We start from the raw sequence: 21,865 nt of genomic DNA, 5'->3' as shown, positions 1-21,865 counted from the left end.
CATCAAGCTACCAGATGGGCATCGGGCCCGGGCTTCAATTGCTTCAATCACGGTAATCACACAAGGAGGTGTTTGATGCTGCACAGTCAACGTATCGATATCAGTGAAGAACGCAAAGCCCTGATCGACCAGGGCCGCCTGGCAACCCGCAATTTGGGCGAGTGCCTGGCAGTTGACCAGGTGGCGCTGACAGCGGCCCTTGCCCCGCAGTTCGACCCGTCGCTGGCCGTGGCCCTGCAGACCGCAGCCCAGGCTGGCCAGGCGCTGGGCATCTCCAAGAAAGTCGCCGCCATGGGTCTCCTGTTGGGGCAGTGGCTGGAAAGCTCCGCCCGGCCCTTGCGCGAGCAGACCTGGCACCTGCTGCTGGAGCATCCATCGGACACCGTGCGCAGTTGGGCGGCCTTCGCCAATGCCTATTGCGAACGTAACAGTGAGCCGGAAAAGGCCTTGCTGAGTCAGTTGCGGTTCGCCACCGACAGCCACTTTGGCGTGCGCGAATGGGCCTGGATTGCCTTGCGGCCGCTTCTGACCCAGGACCTGCCTACCTCCCTGGCACTGCTACGCCGCCATGCCCGTAGCGACGATCCGCTAATACGCCGTTTCTGCGTTGAAATCCTACGCCCGCGTGGCGTCTGGTGCGAACACATCGCCCACCTCAAGGCCGAGCCGCAAATAGCCGAGCCCTTGCTGATCGCAATGCTTGAAGAATCCGACAAATATGCCCAAGACTCGGTGGCCAACTGGATCAACGACGCCAGCAAGACCCGGCCAGACTGGGTACAGCAACTCTTTGAGCGCTATCCGCCCAACAGCAAGGCCGCCACCCGGATTTTTACCCGGGCTACTCGCAGCCTTTCTCAATAGACATGAACAAGAGTCACTTCTGTGGAAAAGGTGAGCCACAGAAGCGGCTCACCCAAGGGCTTTAGAAATGCCACTCCAGATGCACGGTGGGTGCGTAGGTGTCGGTGCCGGGTTTATGGATCGCGCCGTACTTGTGTTTCCAGTACTCGTAGCCTGGACCGATCAGCAGGGTATTTTTGCGAGCGAATGCCAGTTGCCCGACATCGACCATCAATGACGCACGCACCAGGCTTTCCTCGGCCGTGTCCTGCTTGAAGTAATCCTTGCCCTTCTCGGTCTTGTAGCTGGCAAAGCCCTGGAACTTGAGGGGCACGCCAGCCACCTGGAACGGGATGCCCCAGACCATGTGCAACACATAGTACGGGTCGAACTGGATGTTTTCGGTCTGGCACGCATTCAACCCGCAGTGGTTCCACTCCATGGCATACAGCAGGCTGATATCCAGGTAACCGGGCACGTCGAACTTGAGCGTCGGGCCAGCCACCAGCATGCGCTTGCGGGTGGCGAACTCGGTGTTCTTGTAGTTCAGCTCAACCCCGCCGCTCAGGGCCACCTCCTTGACCGGGCCAAACGCCATCGACCGCTCGAACACCTGGCTGAGGAACAGTTGATGGCGGTACACCAGATAGGCCTCGGTTGCCCCCGAATCGCTGTCTTTCTTTGGATCGTTACTGTCGGACTTGAGCACGTCCAGGTTGAAAAAATTGGAACCGGCTTCATTGCCGCTGGCATGGCCCAGTTGGTAGATCTCCTTCTGGACCTTGCCGCGGATACTGGGTTCGGTGAAGTCGGTACCGTAGCGAAAACCGATGAAGGTGTCGCTCCAATCCCTGGCCTGCACCGGGCTTGAGATCAGGCTCATTGCGCCTGCGGTTATCAGAAGGGCCTTGCAATACGTTTTTTGTAATTGTTGTACGTACATGTTCAGGATTCCATCACGTCAAAGTTCCAGCCATCCCGGTTTCCAGGCATGCGCAAGCCTTGCCCGGACGACCACGAGGGCCGGGTTCAAGTTGCCAGTTGTGCTGTGGTTTAGCGGGCGTCAGGCATGGGTATAACGAGTGGATTGCCAGGCAATCATTTGCCAGCCGTTATTGCCCGCCTTCCACACGCTGATGTAGCGCGAGTTGAGGAGCATGGGCTCGCCACGGATCACCACGTCCATGTCGATCAGCCCGGTAACGACCACGCAGTCCCCTGCCCTGCGCATCTGCTCGTCACGGCTGGTGAAACCCCGATAGCGCCAGACGCCCTCTCGCATGCCCTGCAGGTAGCTGCTCTTGCTGTCGCTCTTGCCGTCCGAGTGGCTGTAGGTCAAGTCGCGGGTATAGAGGCTTTCCAGAAAGTCCATATCGCCCTCGACCATGGCCTGGCGGCGGCGCAATTCCAGGGTTTGGATCTGTTGTTCTACGCGTTGCTCTAACATCGCTTGACACTCCAGGTTGATCTCAAACATCAGGAATCCGTGGTTTTCAGCGTCACGCCCGCGCTGGCGGGCAGATCCGACTCCACCTGGGGCATGAACAACAGGGTGAGGGTGGCCAGGGCAAAGAACCCGGCGCACACCAACAGGCCCCACGCCAGGCTGTAGTGGGTAGCGATGCCGCTCAAAAGCAACGGCGCAAAAGCCGCCAGGCCCCGGCCAAAGTTGAAGCAGAAGCCCGCGCCGAGGGTGCGTACCCGAGTGGGGTACAACGCACTGAAGTAGGAGGCAAACAAACTGGCGAAGGCGTAGAAGAAGGCATAGATCGGCCCCAGCCAGAACAGGATGGCGTTATCGGTGGTGAGTGCATAAATCGACAACATCACCGCACTGCCGAGCAATGACAGGAGCGTGGCATTGCGTTTGCCGATGTGGTCGGCGATGAAGCCAAAGGCATTGATACCGATAAAGGCGCCGATATTGAGGATCGCCATGAAGTTGGCCATCATGCCAATGTCCAGTCCGCGCTCCTTGATCAAGTAGGTGGGCAACCAGGTACTCGCCCCCCAGAAACCAATCACCGCAAAACTCGCCGCCAGGGTACCCAGCAGGGTCAGGCGCAGCAGTTCGGGGGAAAATATTTCGCGCACCGAGACGTGCTTGTGCTGCCTGGGGCCGGCCAGGTTGCGGGCTTTCTGCGCGGTCCACTCCGGTGACTCGGGCACAAAGAAGAACAGATACGCCAGCGGGATCAGGGTCGAGATCCCGGCCACCATGAACAAGGTCTGCCAGTCAGGCAGGTAGCTGGCCGCCGCCATTGCCGCGATGGCCGCGCCAATCGGGAATGAACTCAACACGAACCCGATCGCTCGTGCCCGCTGATGGGCAGGCCAGGTTTCCGTTACATAGGCCGAGACAATCCCCCACACCCCGCCCAAGCCCAGCCCGGACAGAAACCGCAGGAGCAGGAGCAAGCCCCAGTTGTGCGTGGTAGCGACCAGCGTGGTCAACACGCCGAACACGATCAACGAGATCAGCAGGGCTTTGCGTCGACCGTAGTTGTCGCAATACCAGCCCGTGGTAATGCCGCTCAAACCGATCCCCAGCAGGGTTGCCGAGGCGAGCATACCGGCTTCATTGAACGTCAGGCCCAGGTCCTGGCGGATCACCGGGAGTGCGATGGTGAGCAGGATGATCTCCATGGCGTCAAACAGATACGCGAGGAAACCGCCGATAAGTACATGCCATTTGGATAGAGCTCGCATTGCAGGTTTTCCTTATTGTTGTTGTTTTGCCAGGCCGATCGACAGGCGTGATGCGTCGCAGCACGCTTGATCGGCCTGGAGGATTTACGGGTGCGGTCAGTCAGTTACAGCAGCGCGCAGGCCTCGTCGAAGTCCAGGCGCGGGTTACGGGCAAAGAGTTTTGCGGGGTCGCCATAGCCGAGGTTGCACAGGAAGTTCGACTTGATCTGCATCCCGGCAAAGGCCTGCATGCCCTCGGCCCCTGGAGCGAAAAACGCCTGGTCGACCTGTGCGTGGTCAAACCCGGACATCGGCCCGCAGTCGAGGCCCAAGGCCCTGGCCGCGAGGATGAAGTAGCCGCCCTGCAGCGAACTGTTGCGAAAGGCGGTGGATTCAAGCAAATCCGGCTGGTCGGCAAACCAGTCGCGTACCGTGGGGTTGTGCGCAAACAACCTGGGTAACTGCTTATGGAACTGCGTGTCGTAGCCAATGATTGCCGTCACCGGGGCGCCCAGGGTCTTCTCGACATTGCCGGCGCTCAGGGCTGGCAGCAAACGTTGCCGGGATTGGGCGCTGCACAAAAACACAATGCGCGCCGGGCAGCCGTTGGCGCTGGTCGGGCCCCAGCGCACCAGGTCGTAGAGTTTCTTCAGGGTGTGATCATCCACCGGTTTATCCAGCCAGCCATTCTGGCTACGGGCCTGGCGAAACAACCTATCGAGCACCTGCTCGCTGATTACCTGGTTCATGGCATCTGTCCTCAACTGCGTCGTTGACGGTCTGAAGTCGACCGGGGCACGGTCTGTTCGGCGGCACACTCCCCACCCAGGAAGAACTCCACCGACATCGGCGGGCCCCACTGGTAGAGGCTGGCGTCGCACGCCTGGGTGTAACCCGAGGGCGAGTCCTGGTTGAACAGGTCGCCATCGGTGAAGTGCTCGATAAGGTTGCCGGACGGGTCCCGCCAATAATCGAAAATCTGGCTGCCCAGCATGTGCCGGCCTACCCCCCAGAACGGCGACCAGCCTTGCAGGGTCATCCACTCGTGGCCCAGGCACTGCGCGTCAAAATCCTGCACCTCGAAGGACACGTGATGGACGAAGTCCTTCGGCGCCTGGAACAAGGCGATGGTGTGATGGTCAGTCCAGGCGCTGCCACGGTTCAACCGCAGGAAGGCCGCGCTCGGGCGGTCCCGGTCAGGCTCTTCGACCACCAGGTCCGAAGGCAGCATGCCGAGCATTTGCTGGTACCAGGCCAGGTGTCGGGGCATGTCCTGCACGCCAATCGCCGCATGGCCCAGGCGCAGGACCTGTGCCGCGCCCTTGCCGGGCCGTTGTACATCGCCAAAGCGTTGCTTGTGATGGGCCGAGTTGAGGGTCAGCGCAGCACGCTGGGGCAGCGTGCCCACGGCTTCGATACCGTGGACCAACTCGATGCGCCGCCCCGAGGGATCATGCAAGGCGACGTACTGCCCTCCTCCCGGACCTTCCAGCGCCCGGATCACCGAGGCCCCCGGCAGCCGGCTGGCCTGGTGCAAATCGTCGAGGCTTTCGACGGCGAATGCGATGGCGCCAAAGCTGGCTTCACTGGCCTTCTCGGCGATGTACACATAGGGTAGCGAGCAGGTGCCGCGAAAATACAGGCGTTGCTCGGTGCGGTGCATGACCACCAGGCCGAAATCGGTCAGGAAACGTTCGACCACCCCAAGGTCGGGATGACGGTAGAGCACATGGTTGATGTCTTTGATCTGCAGCACGGTAGTTGCTCCTGGGCATTCAAGGGGCAGGACAACCGGTGGTCAAAACCAGGGCAGCCGGGATCGCTGCCCACCGTGGTAACGGTCGGTCGGTTGTACTGCGCTCACGAAAACTGACGCGTGGACTCAGGCCGCTGGCGGCTCGTCGGCGATCAGGTTGCTCAAGGTGCCAAGGCCTTCGATCTCCACGGTGCAGAGGTCGCCAGGCTTCATGAACAGTGGCGGGCGTCGCGCCCAGCCAATCCCTGCGGGGGTGCCGGTGACGATCACGTCACCGGGTTCCAGGGTCACCGCTTCACTGAGCACGGCGATCAGTTCGGCGACCCCAAAGATCATGTCGGCGGTATTGCCCTGCTGCACCACCGTGCCGTTGAGGCGGGTCACCAGGTTCAGGCCGACAGCCCCCGCGGGCAGTTCGTCGGTACTGACGAAGGTCGGGCCAAACGCGCCGGTGGCGTCGAAGTTCTTGCCAATGGTCCATTGCGGCGACTTGAACTGGTAATCGCGCACCGAGGCTTCATTGAAGATCGCGTAGCCCGCCACATGCGCCAGGGCCTGTTCACGGGAGATATGTCGACCACCGGTGCCGATCACCACCGCCAACTCCCCTTCGTAGTCCAGTTGTTCGGAGACACGCGGGCGCAGGATGGGTTCGCCATGGCCGATCAGGCTGGTGCTGAAACGCGGGAAAAAAGTCGGATAGGCCGGCTGCTCGTACGGACTTTCCTTGGTGTGATCGGCATAGTTCAGGCCGACACACACAATCTTGCCCGGACGCTCCAGCGGTGGCAGGTAGCGCAGCTTCGATGGATCGAGCAAACGGGCGTCGCTCAAGCGCTGATGGGCCGCTTGCAGCGCGTCAGGGCCGGCGTTGAGCAGGCTCTCCAGGGTGCCCGGATAACCGCTTTCCTGTTCGGTCAAACCTCGCAGCACGCCTGCGTGTTCAATGGCCAGGCCTTTGCTGGAGCCTTCCACAAAGTGTACGAAACGCATGATCACTACCTCTGTTGTTGTTATAAATTGGTACGGTACGTTACCGTACCCTTTTGACGAAAATGCGCCCAAATAAATAACTCGTCAAGGGTGATCAAAGTGTTTTTTACAAAAAACATTCCGGGACAATCCCTTGATTCGTCCCCCTGTGTGGCTGGAAGGCTTGTGCAGAGCGGCGTAGGCTAGGAGAACTTTTGAATTGTTCTTTCCAGGAATAGCCGAGCCACATGCAAACCCCTACCCCGAGGCAAGCAGCAAAGCGTCAAAGTATTCTCCAGGTTGCGACTGATATGTTTCTCGCAGAAGGCTATTCCGGGGTCAGCGTTGACGGGATCATCGCCAACATTGGCGGCTCCAAGCGCACGCTCTATGCCTACTTCGGCGGCAAGGAAGGGTTGTTCGCCGCGATCATCGAGCAGCTGTGCGCAGAGAACGTCAGCCCGCTGACCCACATGACTCTCGCCCAGAAGCCTCTAGACGAGGCGCTGAAGACCATTGCCCGAGTCTTTCTCGATGTGGTGCTGTCGCCTCGCACCCTGGCCCTGCATCGCCTGATCGTGTCCGAGGCCCTGCGCGCGCCGGAGGCTGCAAAGTCGTTTTTCGAGGCTGCGCCCGCCACGGCCTATAGCTGCCTGGCCGATTACTTCACCTGGGCCGAAGAAGCCGGGCTGGTCATCCCCGGCAACCCGCAGACCCGCGCAAAGATCTTCCTTGATGCACTGACCGGCGACATGCAGTTGCGTTGCCTGCTGGGGCTTAGTCCATGCCCTGGAAAAGCCGCGCGCGAACACCTGATCAGCGAGACCACGGCGATTTTCATCAACGGGTTGTCAACTGACAGGCACTAAAACCCATGAAGGTAACGTAGCGTCAACTGGGTGCCCTGCGCGCGGTTTTCAGCACCGCTTTCAAAATACAGATTGGCGAAGAATGTCTGTTTTCCTTGCTGATACATCACGCCTGGCCCGATCCCTGTCACCTGTTCCCTGGAGTCACGCTGGCGATGCCCATCAATCCGGTCGTCGCTGATCTGATTGAGTTGATAGCCTGCAACGCCGACGCGCCACTTCTCGGCGAGCGCATAGGAAACCGACAGATTGCTGTGAAACGCCTCTCCCGGCTGGATACTGTTGGCGTGCAGGACTGACGCCGGATCGTTGTTGCGGCTTGTCCACGCATAGTTGAAACGACCGCTGACTTCCAGGCGGTCAGTCAACTCCCAGGTAAATACGTAATGGGGGTTGAACACCCAGACATTGCTCCCGGTATTGAGGCTCGAATCCTTGTTATAGGAGCCTGTGGGCAGCGAGAACACGAAATTCAGGCGCTGCCAGTACGGGCGGCCGAAGAACGACACCGGGGCCCATTGCAGCAGGAACGGACTGACGATCATGTCACCCTGGCGCGTCCGTCGTCCCTTGGGGCCCTGATCGATATCTATATCCAGGTTCACCAATGGCAGCAGCACTTCGGCGCCATAGTTCGCCCCCAGCAAAGTCTTGTTGCTGAAGTAAGCCAGGTGCGGCAGTACCGTGGTGCTGTGCACCTGCTGCCGCCCCGGGCGTGCATGGCCGTGGGAATCGTAGGCCGAGTTGCTGCGGTAATACTGCACCGGTAACTCGAACAACGCACCGGGGCCGGCGACCCCATCCATGAAACTGGCATTGCCCAGGGCCAGGGGCGGCAGGCTGACGCTGTCAGCCTCGCTCGTGGCGCAGGCCAGTGCCGAGCTGATGCCCAGCACCCGAATCCATTGGGTTTGACTCATACAACACCTTCATTGAATGGCGGCTAGAAAACACTGAATGGGTAATCGACAATCACCCGGTACTCATCGGCGTTTGAGTTGCCACGGGTGTTGCCCGGCGCGGTATATCCCTGCGCTGAACGGTGTGCGGCCCAGCGCAGGGTGATATTCAAGCCTTTGGCCTTGCCGTCTGGCACCCCATAGCGCAGGGCGACGTCCCGCTCCCAATGGTGTGCATCTTTACCGGCGGCGTTATAGATGTAGCCGTAGCCTGTGCTATTGGGATCGACCCGGGTCAGGTCCGCTTCACCGCGGGTATATGAGGTGCTTAGCTGGAAATCCGGCGCGCGAATAAACGCCAGGCTGGTCTGGTATTGAATCTTCCAGGACTTTTCGCCCGGCGCGTTGAAGTCTGCGTATTGCTGGGAGTTGCCCAGGTAAAGGAAGGTCCGGTCGTCCTGGACCATGTAGTCGAACGGCGTGTCGCCGTCCACCTTCTGCATCCCCAGGGTCAGGCTCTGGCCTGCACCGGACAGGGTCAGGCCGCCGCTGTAGGTGTTGTTGTCGATATTGCCCAACTGGCGCTGGCCCTGGTCGCGGGTTTTGAAGTAGCGCAGGTACGGCGTCAACGTAAGCCCAGGCGTCAGTTTGAATGGCTGGCTGACCCCGGCGTAGTACTGGTTCCAGATATCACTCAATTGGCCGCCATACAGGGTCAGTGTTATCCCGCCGGGCACCGCGTAGACGCCGCCCAGCCAACTCATGGACGCGCTTTCACGATCAGCGGCCACCCCGGCCTTGTTGCCGGTGCCGTAACTGGTGGTCAAGTGGCTTTGGCCGCTCTGGTTGCGCTGGCGTGTTGAGTCGATCCAGCCGGTGTCCAGCGTCAGGTGTTCCAGGCTGTAGTTCTTGAGCGTGACACCGCGAAATGTCTGGGGAAAGACGCGGCTGACGCCACTGGCGATCAGCGGGTTTTCAAGGTACTGGTCACCTGCCTGCATCAGGCTGTCAAACCCGCGCAGCTTGAGCGCCGCGCCCGCAGCGGAAAAGTCAGACTCCGGCGCGCCTTTTGAGTCCAGCGGCAGCAATCCGGCCCCGCCACTGCCCCCTCCTCCATCCAGCTTGAGCCCATAAAAACCATGCACATCGAGCCCGACCCCAATGGGCGTGTCGGTGTATCCCGAACGAAAGGACAGGTACACGCCCTGCACCCACTCGCGCTGGTCGCGCCTGGACGGTGTGTTGTGGTTATCACGGCCCAGGTAGTAATTGCGCAGCAAGCCATTGAGGGACGAGCCGCTGACAAATCCCGGTGTGACCGACAGCTCAGCCTTTTGCCGCTCATTGATACCGGTGCTGAGGTTATCTCTCTGGTCCATGGAGTTATCGGCATAGGCCCCGGCCGCCGACAACGAAACCGTCAGCGAGATTGAAACCCGTATAAGCCGGCGCAATGACACACTCATCAGCGTTGCTCCTGTTGCTCAAGCACCGTCACCGTCGCCGTAGTACCTGCCCGCAAGCGGTCCTTGGCGGCGTATGCAGGATCGATCTGAATTCTCACGGGTACCCGCTGGGCCAGCTTGACCCAGGTGTAGCTGGGGTTGATGTTGGCCAGCAAGCGGCTACCGGGCGCGTTCTCACGGTCGGTGATGGCGAAGGCAATGCTCTGCACGGTTCCGGTAAAGGTCTCGCCGCTCATCAACTGGATCCGCACTGGGTTACCTTGTGCGATGCGCGGCAACTTGGTTTCCTCGAAGTAGCCACTGACATAAAACGAGTCGCTGTCCACCAACGCCAGCAAGGCACCGCCGGTACTGGCGTAGTCGCCCTGGCGGGTCAGCAGGTTGGTCACATAGCCACTGACTGGCGCCACCACGCGGGTGCGCTGCAGGTCGAGTTCGGCCTGGGTCAAGGCAGCCTTTGCCAACTGCACATTGGCTTGGGCCAGCCCGAGGTTGGCCTGGTTGCTGAGCAACTGCGCCTGAGCGATAGCCACGTCGGTATTGGACTTCTCCCACTCCTCGCCGGAGATGGCGAACCCTTGCTTGAGGCTACGCCGGCGTCGCTCTTCACTTTGGCGCTGCTTGAGCTGCGCCTGGCTGGCAATGATTGCGGCCTCGGACTGGCCCATTGTGGCCTGGGCCACTTCAACCGAGCGCCGTGCGTGTTCGACTGCCAGGGCATAACGCGCCGGGTCGATTTGCAGTAGCAGGTCACCTTTGCTCACATGCTGGTTATCCTGCACACGCAAACTGGCGATCAGCCCGGAGACGTCCGCTGATAAGGTCACCACATCAGCGCGCACCCTGGCATCGCGGGTCCAGGGTGAACGGGTGTAGTGCTCCCAGGCGAACCAGCCCAGGACCAGCGCCAGCAAGACAACCGCCAGGGTAATCAGTTGGGCGATATATTTTTTCAAGGTGATGAGGCTCCCATTACTAGAATCACAACAGCACACACGCAGACATAGAGCGCTCCCTCAAACAGCGCCTCATGCCAGACAAACCGCAACACGCCCAGCCGGCGCAAGGACCAGCCCAGCGCCATGAAAATCGGTAGCGCCAGCAGCAGAGCCTGGGCAATGGGCGGCAGGTAGACGCCGCCCACCTCAAAATCAATGGGCAAGAGACGGCACTCCTTTTTCATCGGGTTCAAGAAATTCGCGGTAGCGTTCAATGAACGAGGCAACGATCAGCAGTGCCACGCGAATGCGAAACACTGACCATAACTGCTCATGCCCTGACGAAAGCTCAGCGGCATGCAGTTGGTCCAGGTCATCGCCCAGGTGCCGCAATGCGTCGGTCAACGCCTGCCAGTCGACGGTGTGCCTTCCCGCCACATAGCGGCCTGACTGGTCCAGAACCGACTGCAAACGTGCCTGGGTTTGCACCGTCAGCAATGTATTGCTTTGCCCTTGTTGCTTGAGCTGGTTCAACGCCACGCCCAGGGCCATGCAGGCCAGACTGACCTCGAACAGCGCATGGGCTCGCGGGTCTTTGGTCGCGGGCAACAAGCCCAGCATCATGGTCAGGCGATCCATCATCCGGCTTTCAAAGGCGAACTGCTGCTGATCCGCCGCCGAGGTCTTGAGCAAGACGTAGACCTGCTCCCGGCTCTCATCGAACAGACGTTGAATGCGCCGGACCGGATTGAATGGAAACACCCAGGAATACACCAGTAACGATAAGGTGCAAGCCCCGATATACGCTCCGGCAAATTCGAACCACTGACTCGCAGTGTTCTGCCAGGCCCCAATATTCTGCGGGCCCACCATCAGGAAGGTCGAAAGCCCCAGGCCCATGCCTATACCGGCCGTCAGCGGGCTGGCCAGACCCACGGCGATCACATAGAGCAGCGGCGCCAGAATCAACAGCAGCATTTCGACGTCGCCAATGGCGGGCACCAGCATGAATTGATAGACCGCTGAAATCACCAGCGACAGGCCAAATCCACGCGCATAATTCTGGCTCGCCGCCAGGGGCCGTGGAAAGGTCGCCATCAATGAGCACAGGATCCCCACCAGGATCATCCCTGCCCGTGCGCCATCCCATGCAGTTTCGATCCAGATCAATCCGCACACGAGCAAGGCAATAAACGCTCGGGCAGCGTTCATTCCCGCCAGGCGCCAGTCCAGGTACAGCGGGTTACTTCGGCTCTGACGGTGCAGACAGTTGGCCGGGCGGCCCTCCTGGATGGCATCGCTCAGTTCCAGGATTTCCTCCAGTTGTTGCAACAACCTTGCCTGTTCCCAACGCAAGGCCCACGCCAGGGCGCGTAACGAGCCGGTGATGGGCTGGTCACGCTGCTCGACCTTGTTGGCCTGCTGGTCAAAGCGCTGTTGCAACACGCTAAAGCGCTGGCGCGCCTCAGGCGATAATGAACGCCCCGCCACTGCCAGCTCATCCAGGAACGCCAGTTCGTCAGCGCGCAGCTGTTGAATGTCTTCGGGAAGCTCACCTTGCCAACGCTCACCGATCAGCGTGCGTTGACGGCGCAGCACCGTCAGGCGTGAAGTCAGCAATACCAATTGATTACCCAGCAACTGCACCAGGCCGTTGGCACTGCGCAACCGTGGCGCGTCGAAATACAAATGCCGGCGCAGGCCTTCCAGTGCGTTGATTTCGCCCAGTAACTGCATCTGGCGCTTATGGAAATCGGCCTCGCTCTCCTCGGTACGTATCACCGCAGCCGCATGGGCCGCCATCAACTTCAGGACCTGATCGACCTTGGCAAAGTACCCCCGCGCCACCGCTTCCGGGCGCGCCGTCAACAGGCTGACCACGCCGACACAGGCAACCGCCAGCAGCGTCTCAGTGAGTCGGGTGATCGCCAGCATCAAGGTATTATCCTGCTCCGGCACCGCTAGCAGCCCCACGACGACCGCGGTGAAGCCACTGAGCACAAAGGCATGGGAACTGGTGTAACGCAGCAACGTCCCGCCCGCCGTGCAGAACGCCAGCCACAGCGACAAGGTGACAATGAATGGGACCGGTGCCTGAGGGAAAACGCCCATGATCAGCACCGCTACTGCCGCGCCGACCAACGTGCCGATAATCTGCGAAAAACTACGCTGCAACGCCATGCCACCCAAGGGTTGGCTGACGATAATCACCGCCATCACTGACCACTTTGGCTGATCAAGGTCGAAGATAAAGGCCAGGTACAAGGTCAACAATCCGGCCGCAACGGTGCGCAAGGCAAATAGCAGCACGGCCAGGCCTGGGTTAAACACCACTTTGAAATAGTTGATCAGTGGCTGCATAAACGGCCCGCCCATAGATAAAACCACTGCTACTTATTGTCGCTTCATGAAAAAGGACCCGGTTGCCCTATGTCCCTACATAGACTTCAACCAGGCCAAGAGAGGAGCACCTCTAGTTATCTCTTACTTAACAACCTATCCAGGCTGTATAGCCCACCACCGCTCACCAGCACATATAACAGCCCGCCACTGATCGCCAGGTTTTTCATCAAGTGCGTCATCTGGTTGGTATCTTCAGGATGGAAATGAAAAAGAAGGCCGGCTACAGCAGAAAAGGCACTGATGATGACCGCCGCAGGTTTAGTCTTGAAACCGAGCAATAGCGCAGGAGCGACGACCAGTTCAACGGCGAGGGCAATCAAATAGGCAACTGAAGCGAGAGGCAGCCCTGCGCTGTCGATATAGCCTATCGTGCCTTCATAGTTCATCAACTTGCCAAGCCCGCTCCAGATAAAAAGCAAGCTGATAAGAACCCGCCCAACCAACATTATTGTGTTCATGGGTAAAGCCTCATAGATGAGTGCACGCAATAAGCGTTAGCTGAAAGTCAGGCAGGGCAAAGCCTGCTTGACTTGAACAGCTCAGCAGAAAACTATTTTTATAGTGTCGCGACTTCTATCGAGTGCCTTCTTTTAGCCCAAGCAGTTGCCACTCCCAACGCAACCCTTGGCCAAAAGCCCCGCCCAGTTCAGCAAAAAGCTTGGCCACCTCGCCCGCCGTCTCTTCACGGGACCAGTCACGCTGCAACTCACTGATGTAGACCGCCGCCGTCAACGGACGGGCACCGGCTTGCACCATACGCTGTACACCCCGCTCATGACCTTCAGTGCTGCCCCCACCTGCCGCATCGGTGACGATATACACCTCATACCCGGCCGCCAGCGTACTCAACACTGCGAAGCTCAGGCAGACCTCGGTCCACAGGCCTGCGATCACCAGTTTTTTCTTGCCGGTGTCTTCGACCCACTTGCGTACCCGAGGGTCATCCCAGGAGTTCAGGCCGGTGCGGTCGATGGGCTTTTGCTCGGGAAACACCGCCTGCAACTCCTGGAAAATTTCCTGGCGCTCGGCATAGGCTGTGGTCAATAGCGTCGGGACATTGAAGATTTTTGCGCCCTTGGCCAGCAAGGTGGTGTTGGTAACAACTGTATCGGCCGAATGAGAGCGCACGGCCAACAGTTGAAGGTATTGATGGTCAATCAACAACAGGGCGTGATTGTCTGCGGTCAATAAAGGGTCGTTAGCTGGAACCTGGTTGTTTTTCATCTGAACGCTCCTCGTCTCTAGCTGAAATGGTGACTGCCTGTCGCAGCACAGCCTCCACACCTGGGCTTACTTGCCCTCAGTCAACGCGTTGTAGCTGGTGAACAGGTTGCGATAGTCCGGGATGTGGTTGGAGAACAAGGTCCCCAGGCCTTCGATATCGTTGCGCCAGTCGCGGTGCAACTCACAGGCCAGGCCAAACCAGGTCATCAACTGTGCGCCGTTGGCGGTCATGCGGGCCCAGGCCGATTGCTGGGTCAGTTCGTTGAAGGTGCCGGAGGCATCGGTCACCACAAACACGTCATAACCTTCAGCCAGGGCCGACAGTGCCGGGAACGCCACGCACACTTCGGTCACGACGCCGGCGATGATCAGTTGCTTCTTGCCAGTGGCCTTGATGGCCTTGACGAAGTCTTCGTTGTCCCAGGCGTTGATCTGGCCAGGGCGGGCGATGTACGGCGCGTCCGGGAACAGTGCCTTGAGCTCAGGGACCAGCGGGCCGTTGGGGCCGGTTTCGAAACTGGTGGTAAGGATGGTCGGCAGCTTGAAGTACTTGGCCAGGTCAGCCAGGGCCAGCACGTTGTTCTTGAACTTGTCGGGCTCGATATCGCGGACCAGTGACAGCAGGCCAGCCTGATGGTCAACCAGCAGAACAGCTGCGTTGTCTTTGTCCAAGCGAACGTAGGGTTTAGACATGATGATGCTCCTGATAAAAAGGTGCGCCTCGAAATGGGGCGCCCCGGGAAGGACAAACCGTGATTACTTGCGCTCGGAGTCTAGTTCTTCGTGGTTGTTTGCCACTTCCTGCGCTTTGATGTAGCTCTCGATCAATAGCTGGTAGTGCGGCATCGCCTGGGTGTAGACGCTCGCCCACTCCTGGGCATCCGGACGGTTCCACGAGCCTTGCAGTTCCGACAGCGTGCCCATGATGTCGATCGGCACCACGCCGGCCTGGGCCAGACGGGCTACGGTGAGGTCAGTGGCCAGTCGCGAGTGGTTACCGGAAGCGTCGACCACGGCGAATACCTTGTAGCCTTCATGCACGGCGGCAATAGAGGGGAATGCCAGGCACACGCTGGTCAGGGTGCCGGCAATGACCAAGGTCTTCTTGCCGGTGGCTTTGACGGCGGCACGGAATTCAGGGTTGTCCCAGGCATTGATCTCGCCACGGCGGGCAACGTATTGGGCGTGGGGTGCCGATTCATGGATTTCCGGAATCAACGGCCCGTTCGGCCCCTGGGGCACCGAAGCGGTGGTGATCACCGGGATCTTCAGCAGGGTCGCTGCCTTGGCCAAGGCAATGGCGTTGGCGCGCAATTGAGGAACATCAATGTCCTTGACGATCTGGAATAGGCCACTCTGGTGGTCGATCAACAGCATGGCGGTGTCGGTGGGATCAATCGTCGGCTTCTGACCATTAAAGTTTGCAGCGTTACCTGAAGCGCTCATTTGCATTTCCTCTTGCATGGATGAACCTCCCTGGTGTTATTGCCTGCCAAATGCCCGGCAGACGCTGCACATCCTGTGCAGATACGAATACGTTGCCGATCACATCGGCTCGTGCAGGGGCTCGCAGCTCAGGAGCAACACTTTCGAGTCCCGACTGGCCTCCAGCAGCAGGTCACTGCCCTGCGGGTCCAGCAAGGCCAGGTGCGCCTCGCGCAAGGTGTCGACACCGTTCAGCCGCACGACACCGTCGAGTAGCACCACCGCACAGGTGAACCCGCTGTTCAGGTGCACAGTCACGCGCCTGCCGGCGCGCAGGCGCAGGTCCCATATGTGTACCGGTGTAACGGTCTTAACCGGTCCTGTCTGGCCGGCATACTGTCCCGCAATGATTCGAATCTGCCCGGCAGCACCTGGCAATTCCAACACTGGAACATCTGTGCGCCTCAATAATTGGTAGCTCAACGCGATCATTTTTTGCGCATCGGGCAGTTTTACCCATAGCTGGACCACCTCCAGTGTTCCACCTGTGCGCGTAAAGTCCGCTGAGTGATAGTCCTCATGCAGCACTCCCGCTGCAGTTGTCATCCACTGCACATCACCGGCACCGATCAGCGCGTTGCCCCCCGTTGAATCCCGGTGCTCCAACTCGCCTTCATAGACAATCGTGACTGCCTCCCCCCCTCGACACGGATACTCGCCGCCCCCTCGACGCTGACTGGAGGCCGTAAACTCAGTAGGTCCAGCGTAGTCCAGCAAAAAAAACGGACTAATATGCCGCCCCAGAATGTTGTGGGAGAGCAGCGAGCGCACCTGGAAGCCATCACCGACCCAACGCCGGTTGGAGCTGCCATAAATGCCTAGAACCTTCTTCATGATGGTTGCCGGAAGAAACAATGGCTCCACCTTAGTCGTCGCACTAGGTGTTCGGTAGTGGTTGAATTAAACTTCACCATCTCAAAAATGGAACGATGCGCATGTTTGACCTGAATGAACTCTTCCTCTTCGCCAAGGTGGTTGAGCATGGCGGCTTCGCGGCAGCCGGTCGGGCGCTCAACATGCCCAAGTCGACCTTGAGCCGACGGGTCAGCCAGCTTGAGGCGCGGCTGGGGGCTCGACTGATACAGCGTTCTACCCGCCAGTTCCAGGTCACCGATATTGGCCTGGCCTACTACCGCCACTGCGTGGCGATGACCGCCGAGGCAGAGTCTGCCGAGGACCTGATCGCCTTCAACAAAGCCGAACCACGCGGGGTGATTCGCCTGAGCTGCACCACCCCACTGCTCAATTACTGGGTGGCGCCGCTGCTCGGCCAGTTCATGGCGCAATGCCCCAGCGTCGAACTCAACGTGAAAAGTTTCAACCGCAAGGTGGACCTGATCAGCGAGGGATACGACATTGCGTTGAACCTGTGCTTTCCACCGCTGGAAAGCAGCGATCTGGTGATGAAGGTGCTTGCCAGAAGCCCCCAGGCACTGGTCGCGAGCCCGGCCTTTTTGCAGCAGCATCCACTGCCACTACTACCCGCCGACTTATCAGGACTGCCGAGCATCAGTTGGGGCAACCCGATGCTGCATTACGTCTGGGGGCTGAACGGGCCGGAAGGCGTCACGGCCGAGATCTGCCACACGCCACGGCTGGTCAGCGATGACATGCCCACCCTGAAAAGTGCCGCGCTGCTGGGTGTGGGCATCGCCAACCTGCCGTTGGCCGTGGTCAAGGATGAAATCGAAGATGGCCACCTGGTCAGCTTGCTCCCCGAATGGAGGCCCGTCGAAGGCGTTATCAGCGCGGTCTTCCCGTCGAGGCGCGGGCTGTTGCCGTCAGTCCGGACCTTGATCGATTTTCTGGCCCAAGCGTTTGAAGCACAGCCGGGATTCGAGGGTTCTCGCAACAACTGAAGAGGTCATTTCACGCGAGGTGATGATTACGACAAAAATATCGTGCGCTACTAGCATGCTGTCGAGATGCGATATCGTACAAAACGCCCTCTGACCAGACAACGGAGCTGAAATTGACCCTCGACAACGCAAGCCCGAACTGGCTCGTCCGCCAGGCAGAACCCGATGACGTGCACGCCCTGATCGAACTGGACACCTATGCAGCGTCCCATGCCAGTCGTCACGTCTTTATCTATGATGCCGTCGCGCGCCAGCAATGCCTGGTAGCCGTCGATGCAGGCCGGTGCGCAGGGTTCCTGGTGCTCACCCACGATTTTTTCAATCACGGCTTTGTGCAACTGGTGGTTGTGTCTCCCGCCTATCAGCGTCGGGGCGTAGCGCTTTGCTTGCTGGCGGCAGCCGAGGCGGCGTGCAAGACGCCCAAGCTGTTTGTTACGACCAATGCGTCCAACGCCGCCTCACAGGCGTTGATCGCAAAGGCCGGGTTTATACCCAGTGGAAGCATCGAGAACCTTGATGACTACGACCCTGAACGGGTGTACGTCAAATTCGTTCGCTGATCGTGTGAGGCGCTTGGTCGGTACGCGTCAATCGCAATCGGCATCCGGCTGATTGAGAAAGATCAGTACCCCAAGCATCGCCATATAGAACTTGAATGCCGCTTCCTGGCCATTCCACTGGTGGGATTGCCACATCAGGAACCACTCCCCGCCAATCACCATGAAGCCGAAAAACCACACCAGCAAACCCGCGGTAAAGCCGATAATCGCAACCCGTTTGGCCGCGTTGAACTGCCGGCCACTGGCCTGCCTGGCCCGCCACAGTACCAGTGCGCCGCAGGCCAACAATACGGCGGTCATGGCTTCACCTACGATGATCAGCCCATAGGCAGCATGCCAGAGCCACGGCGTGGTGATTGCCCGGTACATCGCCGTACTGCCGGGGAAGATGGTGTCCATGCTCAATACATGCTGGACGAAGGCAAAGTTGGAGCCGTAATCGGTCATGTTATTGAACGCGACAAGGGCGGCGAAGGCCGCCAGCATCAGGGTCAGGATCATTTTTGCGTAGCGGATGGTCATAGTGTGTTTCCCAGAGCAATCACTCGATTAGAACAGATGCGCAAAACCCCGCCGTCAGAAATGCCACTCCTCAGCCCGAACCAGCCGGCAGAATGGTCCGTCAAGCGTTGCATTGTGATGAGCGACGATGTCCCAGGCATTCATCACCGACGTGTCTGAACAGCTATGTCCATCGGCGACGAGGACGGCATCGAAGCCAAGATCACGTGCTGCACGGCAGGTGCTATCGACGCAATATTGAGTTTTCAGCCCAGTGATCACTACGCCGGTAGCGCCGCAAGCGCGCAAGTTATCCGCCAGGTCCGTCATTGCAAAGGCGCTGGGCCGCCGTTTATCAAACACCGTTTCCCCACCCAGCAGCTTCAGTTCCGACACCACCCTTGTCAACGGGCTGCCGGGTTCGATTGCCGACCCAACGGGCCCGATATGGCGCGCGAGAAAAATCGGCGCGCCGGCATCGCGCGCCTTGTCCATCAAGGCATTCACGGTTTCCAGCAGCGCCTCGCAGCGCCATGGCTTTTGCGGGCCATGAACCAGCCCAACTTGCATATCGAGTACCAACAGGGCGTACATAAGTGCATCTCCTTGCATTTTAACCAGCGACACAAGGGCATAAAAAAGGCCCTGTCCATCGCTGGCGGGCCTTTGAAGTTCGTTTGCTATTGACTCACGACACCTCGCACGCTCCGCTTTCGCCGGTCGTGGTGGTGGTAGTCGAGGTGAGGCAATAATCAGTCATGGCCCGACACTAGCAATATCACTGCAAGCTGACAAGCCAGGATCCTGTTGCAGACGCAATCGTGTAGCAGCCCTAGAAGACTTGAGCCAATCGAAGCGCCATTGTCGCTGCCTGTTCGGCGCTGGCGATGTTGGTAAAACCCAGGACCAGCCCGTGCCTGGGCCTGGCCTCCAGGTACCACTGTGACAGCGGCTCGACGGCGATACCAATGGCCCGGGCGCGCTGAGCGAGGGCAACATCATCCCCCTCACGCAGGCCTGCGATCAGGTGCATGCCTCCCGCCTGGGGATTGATCAACAGGCGTTCGCCGAACTGTTGTTGCAGCGCTTCGACCAGCCACTGGCGGCGGCGCGCATAGAGGGCGCGCATTTTTTTCAAGTGCCGTGCAAAGTGCCCCTCGACGAGAAACGCGCTGACAGTCGCCTGGAGGAGCTGCGGGCAGTGGTTATGCAGACGATCCGCCTGACGGGCAAAGGCCTCGCTCTGCGCCGCCGGCACCACCAGATAGGCCAGGCGCAGGCCTGGAAACAAGACCTTGCTGAAGGTCCCGGTGTAGAGCACGCGGCCCTGCTGGTCGAGGCTTTTGAGCGCAGGCAGGGGGCTGCCCTGATAGCGGTATTCGCTGTCGTAGTCATCCTCGATGATCCAGCTGCCTTGGCGATTGGCCCAATCCAATAGCGCCAACCGACGCGGCAGTGACAGCGACACGCCCAGTGGGCTCTGATGGGTCGGCGTAACGACCGCAAAGCGCGCGTCCGGGCAGCGGGCGATACCTTGCGCAACGTCAAGCCCCTGGTCATCCACGGGGACCGGCACCAACTGTGCGCCGGCTTCCAGTAGCGCATTCCTCGCCATGAAGTAACCAGGCTCTTCCAGCCAGCACGAATCGCCAGGGCGCATCAAGGTGTGGCTGATCAGGTCCAGGCACGCACGATAGCCTGCGCACACGAACACCTGTTCCGGGCGGCAAGTAATGCCCCGTGCAATCCCCAAGTAGGTCGCTATGGCCGCGCGCAACGGCGCGTGGCCGCACGGATCCGGGTACACGAGCCCCTCAAGGCCAGCCTGGCGCAACTGGCGGCCCGCCAGTCGGGTCCAGAGTTTGCGGGGAAAGGCATCCAGCGCGGGCAGCCCCATCTGCAGGGCAAGCGGCAATGCCCCGCAATGATTGGACTGATACTGCATCGCAACCGTTGGGGCGTGAAGTACGGCCGAGGAAACGGCGGCCAGTTGCGGTGTGACAATCGTCCCGGCGGCTCCGCGAGCGATCAGGTAGCCCTCGCCCATCAGCAATTGATAGGCCGCTTCCACCGTACCCCGCGCCAGGTTCAACTGCGCCGCCAAGGCGCGAACGGCAGGCACACGATCACCCGGACGCAGGCGGCCATCGGCGATGGACTCGCGAAATCGCTGATAAAGCTGGCGATAAATCGGCGCTGGCTGGCTACGGTCCAGCGAGAAGGGAGCAATCATGGCCTAGTCATTTATGCACTTTTCGGCCCTGTAGCTTAAGCCATCAACTCTTTAAGGTCAGCTACCTCTCTACAGCGGACGACAGACATGGCTTACACACTTGGACATCTCGAAGACAAGCAGGCTTTCGAGGCCAGTTTCGACCTTATGCGCGTACTGCGCCCGCATGTGACCGACCCGACCCACTATGTGGCACAACTGGCGCGCCAGAGCGAGCAAGGGTACCGTTTGCTGGCCGCCTGGGACGCTGGGCACGTGGTCGGCCTGGCCGGTTACCGCGAGTTGGAAAACCTGCTCTACGGGCGTTTCATCTACGTCGATGATCTGGTGGTGCATCCGGATCTGCAGCGCAGCGGCCTGGGAGCACGCTTGCTGAACGCTGTTCGTGAGGACGCCGTGCAGCGTGGTTGCGCCCATTTCGTGCTGGATACCGGGCTGCATATGCCGTTGGCCCAACGTTTTTACTTTCGCCAGGGGTTGTTGGCCCATGGCATGCACTTCACCCAAAGCCTTCGGACAGAGAATCAGGCATGAACAATGTTCTATTAATCAACGCCAGCCCCAATGGCCTGGTTTCCCATGCGAACCAGTTGGCACTGGAACTGGTGGACACCCTTCGGCAACGGCACCCAAGGCTCGAACTGGTCGAGCGCGACCTGGGCACACACCCGCTGCCACCGCTCGGCATGGACTACGCTCGTGGCCTGGCGACGACCACGCCGTTCGACGCAGCGGAGTTTGAGATTTCCGAAACGCTGATCCGCGAGCTGGAGCGCTGCGATATCCTGCTCATAGCCACCCCGATGCATAACTTCACGTTGCCCGCAGCGCTCAAGCTGTGGGTCGACTATGTGCTGCGCATTCACCGCACCTTCAGCTCAGGGCCCGAAGGCAAGACCGGCTTGCTGAGCAACCGTGCGGTGTATGTACTGGTCGGTTCCGGTGGCTTTCATCAGGGCGAAAAGGCACGGCAACCGGACTTTCTGACACCTTACCTGCGCCAGGTACTGGGCACCCTCGGGCTGCTCGACCCGCACTTCACCTACCTGCAGGGGCTGGTGTTCGGCGAGGAGGCGGTTAAGGCGGCGATCCAGGATAGCCGTGCCCGGCTGGCGCTGGAGCCGCTGTTCAACCCACTGATTTGTGCCTGACTGAATCGCCCCGGCATC

Annotated in this window: 25 protein-coding genes; 6 read left to right on the top strand and 19 right to left on the bottom strand. The window is 59.8% G+C overall.

Annotated elements, in window-relative coordinates; translation table 11 throughout:
* Positions 1–99 precede the first annotated feature (99 nt).
* On the top strand, positions 100–864 hold the full coding sequence (locus FJD34_RS00180; protein ID WP_050593403.1) for a HEAT repeat domain-containing protein: 765 nt from the start codon (positions 100–102) through the stop codon (positions 862–864).
* A 61-nt stretch (positions 865–925) separates the two neighbouring features.
* Here FJD34_RS00180 and FJD34_RS00175 read toward each other — a convergent pair whose 3' ends face one another.
* The 6 genes from FJD34_RS00175 to FJD34_RS00150 form a co-directional block, all read right to left on the bottom strand.
* Entirely contained in the window at positions 926–1,726 is an 801-nt protein-coding gene (locus FJD34_RS00175) for a hypothetical protein (protein WP_223232682.1), read from the bottom strand.
* 180 nt (positions 1,727–1,906) lie between these two features.
* Positions 1,907–2,290 (bottom strand): nuclear transport factor 2 family protein, encoded by a 384-nt coding sequence (locus tag FJD34_RS00170; protein ID WP_032861464.1) that lies wholly within the window; start codon positions 2,288–2,290, stop codon positions 1,907–1,909.
* Positions 2,291–2,319: 29 nt separating this feature from the next.
* The gene (locus FJD34_RS00165) at positions 2,320–3,552 is read right to left on the bottom strand and encodes an MFS transporter (protein ID WP_090291263.1); all 1,233 of its coding nucleotides are present in this window, start codon (positions 3,550–3,552) and stop codon (positions 2,320–2,322) included.
* Positions 3,553–3,656: 104 nt separating this feature from the next.
* Entirely contained in the window at positions 3,657–4,280 is a 624-nt protein-coding gene (locus tag FJD34_RS00160) for a malonic semialdehyde reductase (protein WP_090291264.1), read from the bottom strand.
* 11 nt (positions 4,281–4,291) lie between these two features.
* Entirely contained in the window at positions 4,292–5,287 is a 996-nt protein-coding gene (locus FJD34_RS00155) for a 2,4,5-trihydroxytoluene oxygenase (protein WP_032861398.1), read from the bottom strand.
* A 126-nt stretch (positions 5,288–5,413) separates the two neighbouring features.
* Positions 5,414–6,280 (bottom strand): fumarylacetoacetate hydrolase family protein, encoded by an 867-nt coding sequence (locus tag FJD34_RS00150; protein ID WP_090291265.1) that lies wholly within the window; start codon positions 6,278–6,280, stop codon positions 5,414–5,416.
* A 227-nt stretch (positions 6,281–6,507) separates the two neighbouring features.
* Here FJD34_RS00150 and FJD34_RS00145 point away from each other — a divergent pair, with 227 nt between their 5' ends.
* Complete coding sequence (locus FJD34_RS00145; RefSeq protein ID WP_032861400.1) at positions 6,508–7,128, top strand: TetR/AcrR family transcriptional regulator; 621 nt, start codon at positions 6,508–6,510, stop codon at positions 7,126–7,128.
* Here FJD34_RS00145 and FJD34_RS00140 read toward each other — a convergent pair.
* From FJD34_RS00140 to FJD34_RS00095, 10 genes are all read right to left on the bottom strand, one after another.
* Positions 7,125–8,048: a SphA family protein gene (locus tag FJD34_RS00140; protein WP_090291266.1), complete on the bottom strand. Its 924-nt coding sequence runs from the start codon at positions 8,046–8,048 to the stop codon at positions 7,125–7,127. The two genes, FJD34_RS00145 and FJD34_RS00140, sit on opposite strands and share 4 nt — an antisense overlap.
* A 23-nt stretch (positions 8,049–8,071) precedes the next feature.
* Positions 8,072–9,493, bottom strand: coding sequence for an OprD family outer membrane porin (locus FJD34_RS00135; RefSeq protein WP_032861402.1), 1,422 nt, complete (start codon positions 9,491–9,493; stop codon positions 8,072–8,074).
* Entirely contained in the window at positions 9,493–10,449 is a 957-nt protein-coding gene (locus tag FJD34_RS00130) for an HlyD family efflux transporter periplasmic adaptor subunit (RefSeq protein WP_090291267.1), read from the bottom strand. Before FJD34_RS00130 ends, FJD34_RS00135 begins: the two co-directional genes overlap by 1 nt.
* A complete protein-coding gene (locus FJD34_RS00125; protein ID WP_032861403.1) occupies positions 10,446–10,655 on the bottom strand; it encodes a DUF1656 domain-containing protein in 210 nt (69 codons plus the stop codon). The genes FJD34_RS00130 and FJD34_RS00125 overlap by 4 nt, the downstream gene beginning before the upstream one ends.
* Positions 10,645–12,792 carry an FUSC family protein gene (locus tag FJD34_RS00120; RefSeq protein WP_090293166.1) on the bottom strand — a complete coding sequence of 716 codons (2,148 nt, stop codon included), beginning with the start codon at positions 12,790–12,792 and terminating at the stop codon, positions 10,645–10,647. The genes FJD34_RS00125 and FJD34_RS00120 overlap by 11 nt, the downstream gene beginning before the upstream one ends.
* Positions 12,793–12,908: 116 nt before the next feature.
* Positions 12,909–13,292: a DoxX family protein gene (locus FJD34_RS00115; RefSeq protein WP_090291268.1), complete on the bottom strand. Its 384-nt coding sequence runs from the start codon at positions 13,290–13,292 to the stop codon at positions 12,909–12,911.
* 115 nt (positions 13,293–13,407) lie between these two features.
* Complete coding sequence (locus FJD34_RS00110; RefSeq protein WP_032861404.1) at positions 13,408–14,058, bottom strand: hydrolase; 651 nt, start codon at positions 14,056–14,058, stop codon at positions 13,408–13,410.
* 66 nt (positions 14,059–14,124) lie between these two features.
* Positions 14,125–14,751, bottom strand: a complete 627-nt coding sequence (gene ycaC, locus FJD34_RS00105; RefSeq protein WP_032861405.1) for an isochorismate family cysteine hydrolase YcaC — start codon at positions 14,749–14,751, stop codon at positions 14,125–14,127.
* 63 nt (positions 14,752–14,814) lie between these two features.
* Positions 14,815–15,504 (bottom strand): isochorismatase family protein, encoded by a 690-nt coding sequence (locus FJD34_RS00100; protein ID WP_032861467.1) that lies wholly within the window; start codon positions 15,502–15,504, stop codon positions 14,815–14,817.
* A 99-nt stretch (positions 15,505–15,603) separates the two neighbouring features.
* Positions 15,604–16,377 carry a pirin family protein gene (locus tag FJD34_RS00095; RefSeq protein WP_146552165.1) on the bottom strand — a complete coding sequence of 258 codons (774 nt, stop codon included), beginning with the start codon at positions 16,375–16,377 and terminating at the stop codon, positions 15,604–15,606.
* Positions 16,378–16,478: 101 nt separating this feature from the next.
* Here FJD34_RS00095 and FJD34_RS00090 point away from each other — a divergent pair, with 101 nt between their 5' ends.
* Complete coding sequence (locus FJD34_RS00090) at positions 16,479–17,402, top strand: LysR substrate-binding domain-containing protein (RefSeq protein ID WP_090291270.1); 924 nt, start codon at positions 16,479–16,481, stop codon at positions 17,400–17,402.
* 113 nt (positions 17,403–17,515) lie between these two features.
* Entirely contained in the window at positions 17,516–17,962 is a 447-nt protein-coding gene (locus tag FJD34_RS00085) for a GNAT family N-acetyltransferase (protein ID WP_174553284.1), read from the top strand.
* A 27-nt stretch (positions 17,963–17,989) separates the two neighbouring features.
* Here the strand turns inward: FJD34_RS00085 and FJD34_RS00080 are convergent, their stop codons facing one another.
* The 3 genes from FJD34_RS00080 to pdxR all read right to left on the bottom strand — a co-directional run bounded on the left by FJD34_RS00080 (position 17,990) and on the right by pdxR (position 20,696).
* Positions 17,990–18,484 carry a DUF2165 family protein gene (locus FJD34_RS00080; protein WP_090291272.1) on the bottom strand — a complete coding sequence of 165 codons (495 nt, stop codon included), beginning with the start codon at positions 18,482–18,484 and terminating at the stop codon, positions 17,990–17,992.
* A gap of 54 nt (positions 18,485–18,538) precedes the next feature.
* Positions 18,539–19,057, bottom strand: a complete 519-nt coding sequence (locus FJD34_RS00075) for an isochorismatase family protein (protein ID WP_090291273.1) — start codon at positions 19,055–19,057, stop codon at positions 18,539–18,541.
* Positions 19,058–19,295: 238 nt separating this feature from the next.
* A complete protein-coding gene (gene pdxR / locus FJD34_RS00070) occupies positions 19,296–20,696 on the bottom strand; it encodes a MocR-like pyridoxine biosynthesis transcription factor PdxR (protein WP_090291274.1) in 1,401 nt (466 codons plus the stop codon).
* A gap of 87 nt (positions 20,697–20,783) precedes the next feature.
* Between pdxR and FJD34_RS00065 the strand changes: the two genes are divergently transcribed.
* Both FJD34_RS00065 and FJD34_RS00060 read left to right on the top strand, forming a co-directional pair.
* Positions 20,784–21,230 (top strand): GNAT family N-acetyltransferase, encoded by a 447-nt coding sequence (locus FJD34_RS00065; protein ID WP_032861415.1) that lies wholly within the window; start codon positions 20,784–20,786, stop codon positions 21,228–21,230.
* The gene (locus tag FJD34_RS00060; protein ID WP_090291275.1) at positions 21,227–21,847 is read left to right on the top strand and encodes an FMN-dependent NADH-azoreductase; all 621 of its coding nucleotides are present in this window, start codon (positions 21,227–21,229) and stop codon (positions 21,845–21,847) included. The genes FJD34_RS00065 and FJD34_RS00060 overlap by 4 nt, the downstream gene beginning before the upstream one ends.
* Positions 21,848–21,865: the final 18 nt, after the last annotated feature.

This window comes from Pseudomonas brenneri (genome assembly GCF_007858285.1).
Classification (GTDB): domain Bacteria; phylum Pseudomonadota; class Gammaproteobacteria; order Pseudomonadales; family Pseudomonadaceae; genus Aquipseudomonas; species Aquipseudomonas brenneri.
This window is presented reverse-complemented; position numbering and strand designations above follow the sequence as displayed.

Excerpts from the sequence above, each read along its gene's own strand:
- FJD34_RS00100 (WP_032861467.1), bottom strand. The coding sequence starts at position 15,504 with ATGAGCGCTTCAGGTAACGCTGCAAACTTTAATGGTCAGAAGCCGACG.
- FJD34_RS00060 (WP_090291275.1), top strand. The coding sequence starts at position 21,227 with ATGAACAATGTTCTATTAATCAACGCCAGCCCCAATGGCCTGGTTTCC.
- pdxR (WP_090291274.1), bottom strand. The coding sequence starts at position 20,696 with ATGATTGCTCCCTTCTCGCTGGACCGTAGCCAGCCAGCGCCGATTTAT.
- FJD34_RS00075 (WP_090291273.1), bottom strand. The coding sequence starts at position 19,057 with ATGTACGCCCTGTTGGTACTCGATATGCAAGTTGGGCTGGTTCATGGC.
- FJD34_RS00150 (WP_090291265.1), bottom strand. The coding sequence starts at position 6,280 with ATGCGTTTCGTACACTTTGTGGAAGGCTCCAGCAAAGGCCTGGCCATT.
- FJD34_RS00175 (WP_223232682.1), bottom strand. The coding sequence starts at position 1,726 with ATGAGCCTGATCTCAAGCCCGGTGCAGGCCAGGGATTGGAGCGACACC.
- FJD34_RS00145 (WP_032861400.1), top strand. The coding sequence starts at position 6,508 with ATGCAAACCCCTACCCCGAGGCAAGCAGCAAAGCGTCAAAGTATTCTC.
- FJD34_RS00170 (WP_032861464.1), bottom strand. The coding sequence starts at position 2,290 with ATGTTAGAGCAACGCGTAGAACAACAGATCCAAACCCTGGAATTGCGC.
- FJD34_RS00140 (WP_090291266.1), bottom strand. The coding sequence starts at position 8,048 with ATGAGTCAAACCCAATGGATTCGGGTGCTGGGCATCAGCTCGGCACTG.
- FJD34_RS00090 (WP_090291270.1), top strand. The coding sequence starts at position 16,479 with ATGTTTGACCTGAATGAACTCTTCCTCTTCGCCAAGGTGGTTGAGCAT.
- FJD34_RS00110 (WP_032861404.1), bottom strand. The coding sequence starts at position 14,058 with ATGAAAAACAACCAGGTTCCAGCTAACGACCCTTTATTGACCGCAGAC.
- FJD34_RS00120 (WP_090293166.1), bottom strand. The coding sequence starts at position 12,792 with ATGCAGCCACTGATCAACTATTTCAAAGTGGTGTTTAACCCAGGCCTG.
- FJD34_RS00165 (WP_090291263.1), bottom strand. The coding sequence starts at position 3,552 with ATGCGAGCTCTATCCAAATGGCATGTACTTATCGGCGGTTTCCTCGCG.
- FJD34_RS00065 (WP_032861415.1), top strand. The coding sequence starts at position 20,784 with ATGGCTTACACACTTGGACATCTCGAAGACAAGCAGGCTTTCGAGGCC.
- ycaC (WP_032861405.1), bottom strand. The coding sequence starts at position 14,751 with ATGTCTAAACCCTACGTTCGCTTGGACAAAGACAACGCAGCTGTTCTG.
- FJD34_RS00095 (WP_146552165.1), bottom strand. The coding sequence starts at position 16,377 with ATGAAGAAGGTTCTAGGCATTTATGGCAGCTCCAACCGGCGTTGGGTC.
- FJD34_RS00115 (WP_090291268.1), bottom strand. The coding sequence starts at position 13,292 with ATGAACACAATAATGTTGGTTGGGCGGGTTCTTATCAGCTTGCTTTTT.
- FJD34_RS00160 (WP_090291264.1), bottom strand. The coding sequence starts at position 4,280 with ATGAACCAGGTAATCAGCGAGCAGGTGCTCGATAGGTTGTTTCGCCAG.
- FJD34_RS00135 (WP_032861402.1), bottom strand. The coding sequence starts at position 9,493 with ATGAGTGTGTCATTGCGCCGGCTTATACGGGTTTCAATCTCGCTGACG.
- FJD34_RS00080 (WP_090291272.1), bottom strand. The coding sequence starts at position 18,484 with ATGACCATCCGCTACGCAAAAATGATCCTGACCCTGATGCTGGCGGCC.